This is a genomic window from Caulobacter sp. FW305-C-30-S16 (assembly GCF_058783025.1).
Window position 1 is genome coordinate 403,935 of sequence record NZ_JBYSYH010000002.1, and the last position, 12,849, is coordinate 416,783.

Consider the following 12,849-nt stretch of genomic DNA (forward strand, 5'->3'; position numbering starts at 1 on the left):
TTTGCCCCGCTCCACCGGTTTTCGGTGGGGCAATCCTGCCCGCCGGCGTCGGAACGGTCCAGCGCCCGGTCAGGCGGCGGCGCGGCTCCGGCTCGCTTCAGCGGGCAGGAAGAAGCTGAAATAGGATCCCTGGCCGACGGTGCTCTCGACGCTCATCTCGCCACCCATCAGCTGAACAAGCTCGCGGCTGATCGCCAGGCCCAGGCCCGTCCCGCCGAACCGCCGGGTGGTCGAGGCGTCGAGCTGGTTGAACTTGCCGAAGAGTTCGGCGAGCCGGTCGGCCGGGATCCCGGCGCCGGTGTCGAGCACCGCGAACTCGACCCCCCGCGTGCTGGTCCAGACGCGCACAGAGACATGTCCGGCGGCGGTGAACTTGATGGCGTTTGAGATCAGGTTCGCCAGCACCTGGTTCACGCGCATGGCGTCCAGGCGCCAGACGCCGGCGGCGGACGGCTCGATCGCGAAGCCCAGCTTGAGGGACTTCTCCAGCGCCAGCGCCGTGAAGGTGGCGCAGACACCCGACACGACGGCGCCCAGATCGGTGTCCTCGCGCTGGATGTCCAGCTTGCCGGCCTCGATCTTGGCCAGGTCGAGCACGTCGTTCAGCAGGGTCAGCAGCGTCGCGCCGGATTCCCTGATGATCGCCAGGTGCTTGCGCTGAACGGGCGCGAGTTCGCCGCGGTCCATGATCTGCGCCATGCCGAGCACGCCGTTGAGCGGCGTGCGGATCTCGTGGCTGATATTGGCGAGGAACTGCGTCTTGGCCACGCTGGCCGCCTCGGCCCGGTCGCGAGCTTCGGTCAGGTCCTCCAGCGCCGCCTCCAGCTTGGCGTCGTTGACGGCCAGGCTGTGCAGGGCCGCCAGGACCCGCCGCGCGAGCGCCCAGGCGGCGACCGCGAACGCGGCGAACACCAGCAGCACGGGGCCGAGCGCGTCCCGCAGGATGCCGGCGCCCGGCTGCTTGGGGGTCCAGGCGAGGCGGCCGAGCACGTCGCCCTCGGCGTTCGCCAGCGGTACGGCAGGACCTTTGGGCGTCTCGCCGGCCTTCAGGAGGCGCAGCTCCCGGATGCCCAGGTCGTCCTGCAGTTGGGTCAGGAAGGCGCCGTCGATGCGCCGGCCGGACAGGATCACTGAGGACGGGCGCCCGGTCTGGACGACCTCGCGGGTTTCCGGGGTCACCGTTGACAGGGCCAGCATCCACAGTTCGCCGCCCGAGGCGACGATGGCTGTCGTTGTCGTAACGCCCTGCACGCCGATCGGCGCCTCGGGTCCGGCGGCCAGACGGCGAGCCTCCTCGCGGCGCAGCCGGCCCAGCAGCGGCGCAGCGTCGCGGGCGAACGTCGAGAGCGATGACGGCGGCGCCACCTCGCCGGCCTCGGACGCGTAGATCACCTTTCCGTCCGCCCCGAACACCAGGGTGCGGTCATGGTGCATGTAGGTGCTGTAGTAGACCCCGTAGTTCTCGTCGGCCCAGGCGGCGTCAAAGGCCTTGACCGTGAGGTTGTAGGCGTCGTCCCAGACGGAGGCCGAGACGATGTCGCCGACCAGGCCGGTCTGGCGGCGGTCCAGCGTCCGGATCACCAGGTCCCGCTCCTCGGCCGCGACCGCCTGGTCGACCGCGCGCGCCGAGAACGCCAGGGCGCCCAGCCCGGCGGCCAGGACGATGCCGAGCACGAGCAGCCCCAGGATGAGGATGCGCTGGAGCTCGCCGCGGCTCTGGATCGCGATCAGTGTCATGCGGGCATAATCGCCGCGAACACCTAACGGGACTTGAACCCTCGCCCGGCAAGTTGTCGCAGGTCTTCGGGGAGCGGATTGGCTGCCTGTTAACCCTGTCGTCGCAGACTGGTCAGACAAACGGGGCGGGAGACGACCATGAAGCGATCCATCATCTTGCTGGCGACCTGCGTGTCGCTGGCGACGGTCGGCGCGGCGCAGGCCGAGGACGACACCTGGAAACTGTCCGGCGAGATCGGCGTCGTCTCGGACTACCAGTACCGGGGCTACTCGCTGTCGGGCGGCGACCTGGCGATCCAGGGCGGGCTGACGCTGGAGGCCCCGAAAGGCTTCTACGCGGGCGTCTGGGGCTCCGAGATCGAGGAAGTCGGCATTGGGGCGGACGGCGACGGCGCCCTGATCGAGATCGACCTGTCGGCGGGCCGCACCTTTTCGGCCGGCGGCTGGGACTGGGATGTCGGGCTCATCTACTACAGCTACCCGGACGGCGACGATCTGGACTATCTGGAAATTCCGGTTTCCGCCGCGCGCACCGTTGGCGACTTCACCACCACGCTCGGCGTCAGCTATGCGCCCAGCCAGGACAACCTCGGCGGCGACGACAATCTCTATCTGTTTCTGGGCGGCGACTATGCGCCCGAGCACTGGCCGGTCAGCCTCAGCGCCCAGATCGGCCATGAGGACGGCGCCTTCGCCGACGGCAAGATGGACTGGCAGCTGGGCCTGGCGAAGGACATCGGCCCGGTCAGCCTCAGCGTGACCTATGCCGACAGCGACGGGCCCGGCTCGGAGTCCTCGGTCGTGGGCGGGATCTCGCTGGCGTTCTGATGATCTTCCCCCGCGGGGGAGCGCGCAAAGAAAACGGGCCGGCCTCCGTCAGGAGACCGGCCCGTCAACCTTTGGTGCTTCAAGCCCTTAGGAGGCTTGCAGCTGGCCCGCCGAGGTCTTGCCCGAGCGCTGGTCGCGCTCGAGTTCGTAGCTCAGCTTCTGGCCTTCGTTCAGCGAACGCATGCCGGCGCGTTCAACCGCCGAGATGTGCACGAACACGTCGGCGCCGCCGTCGTCCGGCTGGATGAAGCCGTAGCCCTTGGTGGCGTTGAACCACTTCACGGTTCCGGTAGCCATGGATGTAACCTCTTTCAACAGTCTGATTGCGCCCCGAAGAGCGCGGTAGCATCGGTCATTCGGAAGGATCGAGGAGCAGGTCCGGCGCAAGACTTCAAGACGTGCGGTGGATGGCGACCGAACCTAAGCGAAATTTCGACGGCGATTTCGTCGCACTTTTTCGCCGGGCAGGCAAGATGGGTGAGTCGCGCTAGCCGCGAACCGCGATTGAAATCCGTCCGGCGGCGACCGGCGGCGAGCGCAACAGGTCCACGATCTGCAGCAGGAATTCCTTGCGGCGCGCCAGGGCGCCCGGGACATCCTGGCCCGCGCGGACAAAGCGCACGTCCTCGCGCTCGGCTTCATGGGCGACGCGATCGGCGACGGCGGGCAGGTGGCCTTCACCCTTGCGGGCGTCCATCAGGGCGGCATGTGACCGCGCTTCGTCGATGCGCTTGCGCACGAGGGCCTCGACGTCCGAGCCGCCTTCAGCCCGGGCCGCCAGCGCGGCGAAGTCGTGCGCATACATCCGCACGAAGCCTTCCTCGATCATGGAGTCTCCAATCTGCCGCCAGAAATCGGAGGCGGCCGGCACGCCATTCGCGCGCAAGGAGAGACTGTATAACACGGATCGGGTGAAATTGGGGACGGAATGTCACACAGGCCTTTGCTAGGCTGCCGCCATGACCCTGACCCACCGCCTCGCCACCCCGGCGGACATGCCGGCGCTGACCGCCCTGATGGACCTGGCCATCGGCGTCCTGCAGCAGCCGTTCCTGACGCCGGAGCAGATCGCCGCCTCGCGCAAGCTCATGGGTCTGGACAGCCAGCTGATCGCCGACGGGACCTACTTCCTGGTCGAGGCGGACGGCGTTATCGCCGGCTGCGGCGGCTGGAGCGCCCGGGCCACCCTCTACGGCGGCGACCACAGCCCCGGCCGTGACGCGCATGGCCTGAACCCGGCGATGGACGCGGCGCGCGTGCGGGCGATGTACACCCATCCGGACTTCGCCCGACGCGGCGTCGGCCGCCTGATCCTGTCGCTGTGCGAAACGGCGGCGCGCGACGCCGGGTTCGCCCGCGTCGAACTGGCCGGCACCCTGGCGGGCCAGCCGCTCTACGAGGCCTGCGGCTACACGGTCCTCGAACAACTCACGGACGACCGTGGCGGCGCCCCGGTGCCGCTGCTGCGGATGGGCAAGCGGCTCTAGGACGTATAGCCGAGCACGAGCCGGGCGATCTCCGCGCCGTGGGTCTCCTGCGGGAAGTGGCCGGCGTCGGGCAGCAGATCGAACGTCGCCTGCGGATAGCGGGCCGCCCAGGCGCGACCCCAGGCCTCGGTGAACACGTCGTCCAGACCACCCCAGATGAAGTTCACCGGCTTGTCCCAGGTCAGCAGCGCCGCGAAGTCTCTCGCCTGGGCCTCTGCGTTGCCGCCCTCTGGATTGTCGAACGGCAGGCTGAGCGGAAAGCGCCTTGGCCCGGCATGACCGGCGCGGCCCAGGCCCTCGAACGGCGCATCGTAACCTCTCCGTACCGCCTCCTGTGCGGCGGTGAGGGCCGGCGCGGGCTCGCCCTGCGCAATGGCGTACAGATCCCGCGCGCCCATGGCGCCCAGCGGAACCATCATGAACCGGCCGATGGTCAGTCGCTCGGGCACGCTGGCCCCGAACAGCCCGTCCGGCTGCCAGGCCGCGTTCCAGCGGTGCAGGGCCGGGGTGTAGTCATAGGCCGCGTGGTGCAGCCAGGTGTTCATGATCACCAGCCGGCTGAACCGCCCGGGCATGCGCGCCGCCTGGGCCAGGCCGATCGGCCCGCCCCAGTCCTGGGCGAACAGCGTCACGCCCGTCGGGTCGAGGGTCTCGATCAGCAGCCGGTGCGCCGCCGTGTGCCGGGCAATCGAGTACCAGCCGTCATCGACCGGCTTGTCCGACCGCCCGAAGCCGATGTGGTCGGCGGCGATGCAGCGCCAGCCCGCGGCGGTCAGCGCCTTGATGATGTGCCGGTTCAGATAGCTCCAGGTGGGCATGCCGTGCATCAGCAGCGCCACGGGCCCGTCGCGGGGGCCTTCGTCGACATAGTGCAGCCGCAGGCCCTCGACCGTCAGATAGCGGGGCGTGAAGTCGTACCCGTCCAGGCCGGCGAAGGCCTCGTCGGGCGTGCGCAGGAAGGCGACGCCGCCGGCAGTGGTCATCAGCTCTGTCATGGGTCCGCACGGCTCCGGGAATGTAATGGCACTCTATGTGTCACTATATTGGGGTCAAGACCCGCCGACGTGATGAGGGACGACTCGGCCGCCTGTGTTAGCCCGCAGGCCGCAGCCGCACCGGGCGTCCGCGCGCCGGAGCTCCCCATGGCCGTCCAGACCGTTCACCTCGTCCAGGCCTTCATCGCCGGCCGCGGCAAGGCCCTGAAGTCGGAACAGGCCGTGGTCTGCAAGACCGCCGAGGAAGCCGTCCGCCGCGCCGAACGCCTCGCCCCCCTGCGCCTCGGCGTCGTCGCCTTCAGCGCCACCGGCGACATGGAAATGGGCGACTTCGACGAGACGCCGACGATCCTGTTCAAGGCGGGCAGACTGCCGCCGCCGTTCGAGGACGGGTGATCGTCCTTCTCCCCTTGCGGGAGAAGGTGTCAGGCGAAGCCTGACGGATGAGGGGTCTCACCCATCCTGCAAACGCGAAAAAGGGGTCCGCAAGCCCGCAAGCCCGCGAAACCCCTCATCCGACCCGCTGCGCGGGCCACCTTCTCCCGCAAGGGGAGAAGGAAGACTAGTGAACCCGCGCCTTCCCGATCACCAGCCCGTCCGCATCGGCTGACACCTCGATGACGCTGCCGTCCGCCATATCCCCGGCCAGCAGTTTCCGTGCGATCGGGTCCATCAGTTCCTTCTGGATCACCCGCTTGAGCGGCCGGGCCCCGTAGACGGGGTCGTAGCCGCGCTCGCCCAGCCAGTGCAGGGCGCCGGCGTCGAGGGCGATGCTCATCCGGCGGTCGGCCAGCAGCTTTTCGACCCGCTCCAGCTGGATCTTGACGATCGAGCCCATCTCGCCGCGACCCAGACGCTTGAACAGGATGATCTCGTCCAGGCGGTTGAGGAACTCGGGACGGAAGCTGCGGCGCACGACGTCCATCACCTGCGGGCGCACGGCCTCGACATCGTCGCCGTCCTCCAGCGCCGCCAGGAACTCCGAACCCATGTTGCTGGTCAGGATGATCATGGTGTTGCGGAAGTCGACGGTCCGGCCCTGGCCGTCAGTCAGCCGCCCGTCGTCGAGCACCTGCAGCAGGATGTTGAACACGTCCGGGTGGGCCTTCTCGACCTCGTCGAACAGGATCACCTGATAGGGCCGGCGGCGCACGGCCTCGGTCAGGGCGCCGCCCTCGTCGTAGCCGACATAGCCCGGGGGCGCGCCGATCATCCGGCTGACGCTGTGCTTCTCCATGTATTCGCTCATGTCGAGGCGGGTGATCGCGCTCTCGTTGTCGAACATGAATTCGGCCAGCGCTTTGGTCAGCTCGGTCTTGCCCACGCCCGTCGGGCCCAGGAACAGGAAGCTGCCGATCGGCTTGCCGGGATCCTGCAGGCCGGCGCGGGCGCGGCGGACAGCGTCGGACACGGCGACCAGCGCCTCTTCCTGACCGACCACGCGGCCGCGCAGGGCGTCCTCCATCTTCAGCAGCTTCTCGCGCTCGCCCTCGAGCATCTTGTCGACGGGCACGCCGGTCCAGCGGCTGACGACGGCGGCGATCTGCTCGGCGTCGACGACCTCGGGGGACAGCGGGTTTTCGGCGGCCTTGCCGTCTTCTTCGGCCAGGCGCTTCTCGATCTGCGGGATTTCGCCATAGGCGATCTCGGACGCGCGCTGCAGGTCGCCGCGACGCTGGGCGGCGGCCAGTTCGGCGCGCAGCCGCTCGAGCGCCTCGCGCACCTGGGCGGCGCTGCCGACCTTGTCCTTCTCGGCCTTCCAGCGGGCGGTCATCTCGTCGGACTCGACCTGCAGTTCGTCGATCTCGTCCTCGATGGCCTCCAGCCGCTGCTTGCTGGCGGCGTCGGTTTCCTTCTTCAGGGCCTCGCGCTCGATCTTCAGCATGACCAGCCGGCGGTCGATCTCGTCCAGCTCCTCGGGCTTCGAGTCGACGGCCATCCGCACGCGGCTGGCGGCCTCGTCCATCAGGTCGATGGCCTTGTCGGGCAGGAACCGGTCGGCGATGTAGCGGTTGCTCAGCGTGGCCGCCGCGACGATGGCGCTGTCGCTGATCCGCACCCCGTGGTGCAGCTCGTACTTCTCCTTCAGGCCGCGCAGGATCGAGACGGTGTCCTCGACCGTCGGCTCGCCGACGAACACGGGCTGGAAGCGACGGGCCAGGGCGGCGTCCTTCTCCACATGCTTGCGGTACTCATCCAGCGTGGTCGCGCCGACGCAGTGCAGTTCGCCGCGGGCGAGGGCGGGCTTGAGCAGGTTCGAGGCGTCCATCGCCCCGTCGCCCTTCCCGGCGCCGACCAGAGTGTGCATCTCGTCGATGAACAGGATGATCGAGCCTTCGGCCGCGGTGACCTCGCCGAGCACGGCCTTCAGCCGCTCCTCGAACTCGCCGCGGTACTTCGCGCCGGCGATCAGGCTGCCCATGTCGAGCGACAGCAGCTTCTTGTCCTTAAGGCTCTCGGGCACGTCGCCGTTGACGATACGCAGCGCCAGGCCCTCGACGATGGCGGTCTTGCCGACGCCGGGCTCGCCGATCAGCACGGGGTTGTTCTTGGTCCGGCGGCTCAACACCTGGATCGTGCGGCGGATCTCCTCGTCGCGGCCGATCACCGGGTCCAGCTTGTCGTCGCGGGCGGCTTGGGTCAGGTCGCGGGCGTAGCGCTTGAGGGCGTCATAGCCCTCCTCGGCGCTGGCGCTGTCGGCGGTGCGGCCCTTGCGCACGTCGGCGGCGGCCGCCTCCAGCGACTTTTCGGACGCGCCGGCGTCCTTCAGCGCCTTGCCGGCCTCGCCGCCCTCGGCGGCCAGGGCGATCAGCAGCCGCTCGGTGGTCACGAAGGCGTCGCCGGCCTTCTTCGCGTCCTCTTCGGCGCGGGCGAACACCCGGGCGGACTCGGGCTTCAGGTAGAGCTGGCCGGAGCCGCCCTCGACCTTGGGCATGCGCGCCAGCAAGGCCTCGACGGCGGTGTCGACGGCGTCGGGCCGGCCGCCGGCGCTCTGGATCAGGGCGCGGCTGAGGCCGTCCCGTTCCTCGAGCAGGACCTTCAGAATGTGTTCGGGCGTCAGGTGCTGGTGACGGCGCGCGAGCGCCAGCGACTGCGCGGACTGGATCGCCTGTTTGGCGCGGTCGGAATAGAGATCGATGTTCATGCTGTCCCCGTTACGGCGGATTGCGACCGGTCGCCTTGATCAAGCACAACCGGACCACCCCGATGTAGGTGTGGCCCCTGGGACACACAAGGGGTGTGCGTGGTTCGAGACGCTCGGCTGACGCCTCGCGCCTCACCATGACGAACAGGGGTGGCACAAATGCACGTCATCCTGAGGAGCGATCCCTCGGGATCGCGTCTCGAAGGACGCAACGTCCCTACTTCTTCAGCTCGAGGATCTCGAGCTTGGACTCCTGCTTGGGCCAGGGCAGCACCAGCCGCCAGCGGTCGGTCCCGACGCGTTCGAATACGCCGACCTGGTCGCGCTCGGCGCGCTGGCCGTAGGCGGGATACTCGGTCTCGTCCGCCCCCCAGGCCTGGGCGCCGATGAACACCAGCCGCTTGTCGCTGTCCGGATAGAGCAGGCCGCGCGTGCGCTGGCTGCCGGTCGTCTTGGTCAGGATCAGGTCGCCGCCGGGCGTCAGCTCGATGCTGCAGGTGAACCAGCCGTAGGCGACATAGGTCAGGTTGCCCTCGCCCAGCGCGCCGATCTTGATCGTGCGGCAGCGGTACTTGCCCGGGCCGGGCTGCAGGTTGCCGGTCAGGCCGGCGGAGGGCACGGCCAGCATGCCCAGGGCGTCGATCACCGCGCCATGCTCGGCGTCGGCCTCGCGCAGGGCCGTAGACCAGGCGTCGGCCAGCCGGTCGATCCGGCCCTGGTCCTCGGCGTTGGCGACGGTCCGCCACTGGTCGGTTCCGCCCTGTTCGCCGGCATCGGGCGCCGGCGCAGGCGTCTCAGCGGGCGCGACCACCGGCGGCGGGGTGACGGCCGGCCCGGACGTTTCCTGCGCCGGCTCCTGCGAACAGGCGACGAGTGCGAGGGCGGCGGCGGAGAGGAGGAGGGCGCGTGTGATCATGGGTGAACCGTCGCGCACCGCGCCGGTTCCGTCCAGTAGGGGACATGTACCGCAGGTACGTGTCCCCCAATCGAGACCCGCGACTTTAGGGGACACGTACCTGCGGTACGTGTCCCCGGGATCACTGCCGCGCCATCTCCGCATCCCCCACGCCCTGGCCGTCGAGGTCCTGGTCGTCGTCCATGGTCACGGTGACCTTTTTCAGCAGGCCGGTGAAGCTGAACGGGGCGGGGTAGTCGGCCACCGGGCTGCCGCGGTCGAGGCCGATGTCGAGGCCCGACCAGCTGATGAAGTTGTAGAAGCCCAGCGGCGTGGTCAGTTCGCCGGCCGGCGCGCCGTCGATCATCAGCACCACCCGCCGCCCGCCAGGACCCGGCCGCACGGCCACGCCGAGACGCCGGTGGCCCGGCTCGACCGGCCGGTCGCTGGTCAGGGTCACATGCCTGCCGCCGATGTTCATGTCGTGCACCAGCCGCCCGTCCCGCACGAACAGCGAATAGCCGCAGGTCATGTCGCCGTGGGCGATCAGCACGCCCTCGTCGCCCGCCGCCAGCCGCGCCTCGGCCTCGATGAAATAGCTGCGGCTGCGGATGTCAGGCGCCACGTCGGTCGGCACGTGACCCATGCCCCGGTGGAACACGAACTTCTTGCGCGCGCCGTGGAAGCGTTTGGCGTTGACCGCGAACCGCTCGGCGAAGCGATCATCGAGCGGCAGCACCTGGTGCTTCTCCGCCTGGGTCCACCACAGGGCGACCATCTCCTCCAGCTTCGCCGGCTGCTCGGTCGCCAGATCGCGCGTTTCGGAGAAGTCCTTGTCCAGGTGGTAGAGCTCCCACTGGTCGGCGTCGAACGGCCGGCCCGGCGGGTGATAGGCCACAGCCTTCCAGCCGTCCTTCCAGATCCCGCGGTGGCCGAACATCTCGAAATGCTGCGGCCCGGCCTTGGCCGGCGCTGCGCTGTCGAACAGCGAGGCCCTGAAGCTGGTCCCCTCCAGCGGCGTCTGCGCCACGCCCGCGATCACGGCCGGCGGCGTCAGGCCCAGCAGCTCCAGCAGCGTCGGCGCCACGTCGCTGGCGTGGGTGAACTGCCCGCGCAGCTCGCCCCGCGCCGGGATCCCCGTCGGCCAGCTGATCACCAGCGGATCGCGGATCCCGCCGCCGTGGGTGTTCTGCTTGTACCGCCGCAGCGGCGTGTTCGACGCCATCGCCCAGCCCAGCGGGAAGTTGCTGTGCGTGTCCGGCCCGCCGATGTCGTCGATCCGGGCGATCTTCTCCTCCATCGGCTCGGGCTTGCCGTTGTAGGGGCCCATGGCGTTGATCATGCCCAGCGGCCCGCCCTCCTGGCTGGCCCCGTTGTCGGACAGCACCAGGATCAGGGTGTCCTCGCGCAGCCCCGCGTCCTCGAGGAATCCGACCAGCCGCGCCAGATGCTGGTCAGCATGGTCCAGCATCCCGGCGAACGCCGCCTGCAGCCGGGTGAACAGCCGCTGCTCGTCCGGCGTATGCTCGTCCCAGGCCTTCACATGGTCGTTACGCGGCGGCATCGCCGTGTCGGCCGGCACGATGCCCAGCGCCTTCTGCCGCGCCAGCCGCCGCTCGCGCTCGACGTCCCAGCCGTCAGAAAATACAGCATCGTATTTTTCGATGATGTCCTTCGACACCTGATGCGGCGCGTGACAGGCGCCCAGCGCCAGCCAGGTCAGCCACGGCGTCTCCGGCGCATCGGCGGTGTGGTCGGCGATGTAGCGGATCGCCTGGTCCACGAGGTCTTCGGTCAGGTGATAGCCGGTCTCGAACGTGCCCGGCGCGGCGACCGGCGTGTTGTCCCGCACCAGCTCGGGCGAATACTGGTCGGTCTCGGCGTCGAGGAAGCCGTAAAACCGGTCGAACCCGCGCCCCAGCGGCCAGCCATCGAACGGCCCGGTCGCCCCGCTCTCGGTCAGCGGCGTCACATGCCACTTGCCGACCATGTAGTTCCGGTAGCCGTGCCCCTTGAGCATCTCCGGCAGCATGCCGGCCTCGCGCGCGATCTTGCCGCGATAGCCGGGAAAGCCGCTGTCGAAGTTGGCCAGACAGCCCATCCCGACGCTGTGGTGATTGCGCCCGGTCATCAGCGCCGCCCGCGTGGTCGAGCACATCGCGGTGGTGTGGAAACCCGTGTAGCGCAGCCCCTCCTCCGCCAGCCGGTCGATGGTCGGCGTCTCGATCGGCGAGCCGTAACAGCCGAAATCGCTGAACCCGACATCGTCGAACAGCACCACCAGGATGTTCGGCGAGCCCTTGGGCGCCCTGGCCCGCTCCGGCCAGAACGGCGTGGAGTCGGCGATCGTCTTGCCGATGACGGGTCCGGTGGTCATGGCGCGTTTCCCTGCAGCGTTTTGCCGGAAGGATAGGCGGGGGCAGGGGGCCATACCAGTGGGTAACATCCAGTCATGATCCTCCCCACAACGTGGGGAGGGGGACCATACGGAGCATGGCGGAGGGGAGTCGGTGCTCTTGCCCCCCTCCACCGCTCTTCGAGCGGTCCCCCTCCCCAACCAGGCTGGGGAGGATTGACGGACGGCGACACTCGGCACTGGCGCCCGAAATACAACCGAAGATATAGTTCCCGCCTGCAGGAGCCCCTCCATGCGCTACTGGTGGGTCAGTCATCGCCGGACCGCGCGCGAGGAGATCGCCGGCCGCTTCCTCTGGGCGGCGCGCGGCGAGGGCCGGCCGCGCAACGCCACGCGCGAGACCCTGCGGATCGCCGCGCCGGGCGACCTGATCCTCTCCTATGCGGGCGGCGTCATCGGGGCGGTGGGCAAGGTCGCCGACCACGCCTTCACCGCGCCCCGGCCCGCCGGCTTCGGCCAGGCGGACGCCCCGTTCGGCGAGGACGGCTGGCGCCTGCCGGTGCTCTGGGCGCCGGTCGATCCGCCGGTCGCCGTCGCCCCGCTGTTCCCGGACCTCGCCCCGCTGCTGCCGGCCCGCCATTCGCCGCTGAACCGGCTGGGGCGCGGCGAACAGAAGGCCTACCTCAGCGAGATCGGCGAGGCCGCCTTCCGCCGCGTGCTGCGGGGCGCCCGCATCGACCTCGCGGCCCTCACGGCCGCCGACACGCAAGGGCTGACCCTCGCCGACCAGCGCGAAGCGATCGACGACGCCATCGCCGCCGCCGTGCTGGCGCAGCCCGACCTGACCGCCACGCAGAAGCAGCAGCTGGTCACCGCCCGCCGGGGGCAGGGGATCTTCCGCGAGCGCGTGCTGGCGCTCGAACCGCGCTGCCGCGTCACCGGCGTGACCAACCCCTGGCTGCTGATCGCCAGCCACATCCGCCCCTGGCGCAGCTGCGAAACGGCGGCCCAGCGGCTCGACGGCGCCAACGGCCTGATGCTGACCCCCGACGTCGACCGCCTGTTCGACCGCGGCCTGATCAGCTTCGGCGACGACGGCGATGTGCTGGTCTCCCCGGCGCTGGCCGCCGCGGACCTGGCGGCCATGGGACTGGAGGGGCTCGCCGCCCGGTGCGTGGGCCCGTTCACGCCGGCGCAGGCGGGGCATCTGGGCTGGCACCGGCGCTGGGTGTTGATCCGGTGACCTCCGGACGGATTTCACCCTGAAGCCCTTGATGGAATGATCCGCTCCGGACAGCCGGCCTCGTCAAGGACCGCCTCCGGCGGCCGCGCAGCGGCGGGCCCGCCGGGCCCGTCCTTGACCAGGCCGACTGCCGGAGCAAGCTGGCCATCAAGGCGTCAGGGGG

11 protein-coding genes are annotated in these 12,849 nt (G+C 69.7%); 4 read left to right on the forward strand and 7 right to left on the reverse strand.

Annotated elements, in window-relative coordinates:
* Positions 1-69: 69 nt before the first annotated feature.
* The gene (locus AC3WJT_RS08900; RefSeq protein WP_492342751.1) at positions 70-1,737 is read right to left on the reverse strand and encodes a sensor histidine kinase; all 1,668 of its coding nucleotides are present in this window, start codon (positions 1,735-1,737) and stop codon (positions 70-72) included.
* Between the two features lie 138 nt (positions 1,738-1,875).
* On the opposite strand from AC3WJT_RS08900, the gene AC3WJT_RS08905 reads away from it, so the two are divergent.
* A complete protein-coding gene (locus AC3WJT_RS08905; protein ID WP_492342752.1) occupies positions 1,876-2,565 on the forward strand; it encodes a TorF family putative porin in 690 nt (229 codons plus the stop codon).
* Positions 2,566-2,652: 87 nt separating this feature from the next.
* Here the strand turns inward: AC3WJT_RS08905 and AC3WJT_RS08910 are convergent, their stop codons facing one another.
* Both AC3WJT_RS08910 and AC3WJT_RS08915 read right to left on the reverse strand, forming a co-directional pair.
* Complete coding sequence (locus tag AC3WJT_RS08910) at positions 2,653-2,862, reverse strand: cold-shock protein (protein ID WP_488899127.1); 210 nt, start codon at positions 2,860-2,862, stop codon at positions 2,653-2,655.
* Between the two features lie 190 nt (positions 2,863-3,052).
* A complete protein-coding gene (locus tag AC3WJT_RS08915) occupies positions 3,053-3,394 on the reverse strand; it encodes a hypothetical protein (protein WP_492342753.1) in 342 nt (113 codons plus the stop codon).
* 130 nt (positions 3,395-3,524) lie between these two features.
* Between AC3WJT_RS08915 and AC3WJT_RS08920 the strand changes: the two genes are divergently transcribed.
* Complete coding sequence (locus AC3WJT_RS08920) at positions 3,525-4,052, forward strand: GNAT family N-acetyltransferase (RefSeq protein ID WP_492342754.1); 528 nt, start codon at positions 3,525-3,527, stop codon at positions 4,050-4,052.
* On the opposite strand, the gene AC3WJT_RS08925 is transcribed toward AC3WJT_RS08920, so the two are convergent.
* Positions 4,049-5,035: an alpha/beta fold hydrolase gene (locus AC3WJT_RS08925; RefSeq protein WP_492342755.1), complete on the reverse strand. Its 987-nt coding sequence runs from the start codon at positions 5,033-5,035 to the stop codon at positions 4,049-4,051. The genes AC3WJT_RS08920 and AC3WJT_RS08925 overlap by 4 nt on opposite strands.
* A gap of 159 nt (positions 5,036-5,194) precedes the next feature.
* Here AC3WJT_RS08925 and AC3WJT_RS08930 point away from each other — a divergent pair, with 159 nt between their 5' ends.
* Complete coding sequence (locus tag AC3WJT_RS08930; protein ID WP_492342756.1) at positions 5,195-5,443, forward strand: hypothetical protein; 249 nt, start codon at positions 5,195-5,197, stop codon at positions 5,441-5,443.
* Positions 5,444-5,609: 166 nt separating this feature from the next.
* Here the strand turns inward: AC3WJT_RS08930 and clpB are convergent, their stop codons facing one another.
* The 3 genes from clpB to AC3WJT_RS08945 all read right to left on the reverse strand — a co-directional run bounded on the left by clpB (position 5,610) and on the right by AC3WJT_RS08945 (position 11,464).
* Positions 5,610-8,192: an ATP-dependent chaperone ClpB gene (gene clpB, locus AC3WJT_RS08935; RefSeq protein ID WP_492342757.1), complete on the reverse strand. Its 2,583-nt coding sequence runs from the start codon at positions 8,190-8,192 to the stop codon at positions 5,610-5,612.
* A 217-nt stretch (positions 8,193-8,409) separates the two neighbouring features.
* Positions 8,410-9,108 carry a DUF4893 domain-containing protein gene (locus AC3WJT_RS08940; RefSeq protein WP_492342758.1) on the reverse strand — a complete coding sequence of 233 codons (699 nt, stop codon included), beginning with the start codon at positions 9,106-9,108 and terminating at the stop codon, positions 8,410-8,412.
* Between the two features lie 121 nt (positions 9,109-9,229).
* Complete coding sequence (locus tag AC3WJT_RS08945; protein WP_492342759.1) at positions 9,230-11,464, reverse strand: arylsulfatase; 2,235 nt, start codon at positions 11,462-11,464, stop codon at positions 9,230-9,232.
* A gap of 271 nt (positions 11,465-11,735) precedes the next feature.
* On the opposite strand from AC3WJT_RS08945, the gene AC3WJT_RS08950 reads away from it, so the two are divergent.
* Positions 11,736-12,686, forward strand: a complete 951-nt coding sequence (locus AC3WJT_RS08950; protein WP_492342760.1) for an HNH endonuclease — start codon at positions 11,736-11,738, stop codon at positions 12,684-12,686.
* Positions 12,687-12,849 lie beyond the last annotated feature (163 nt).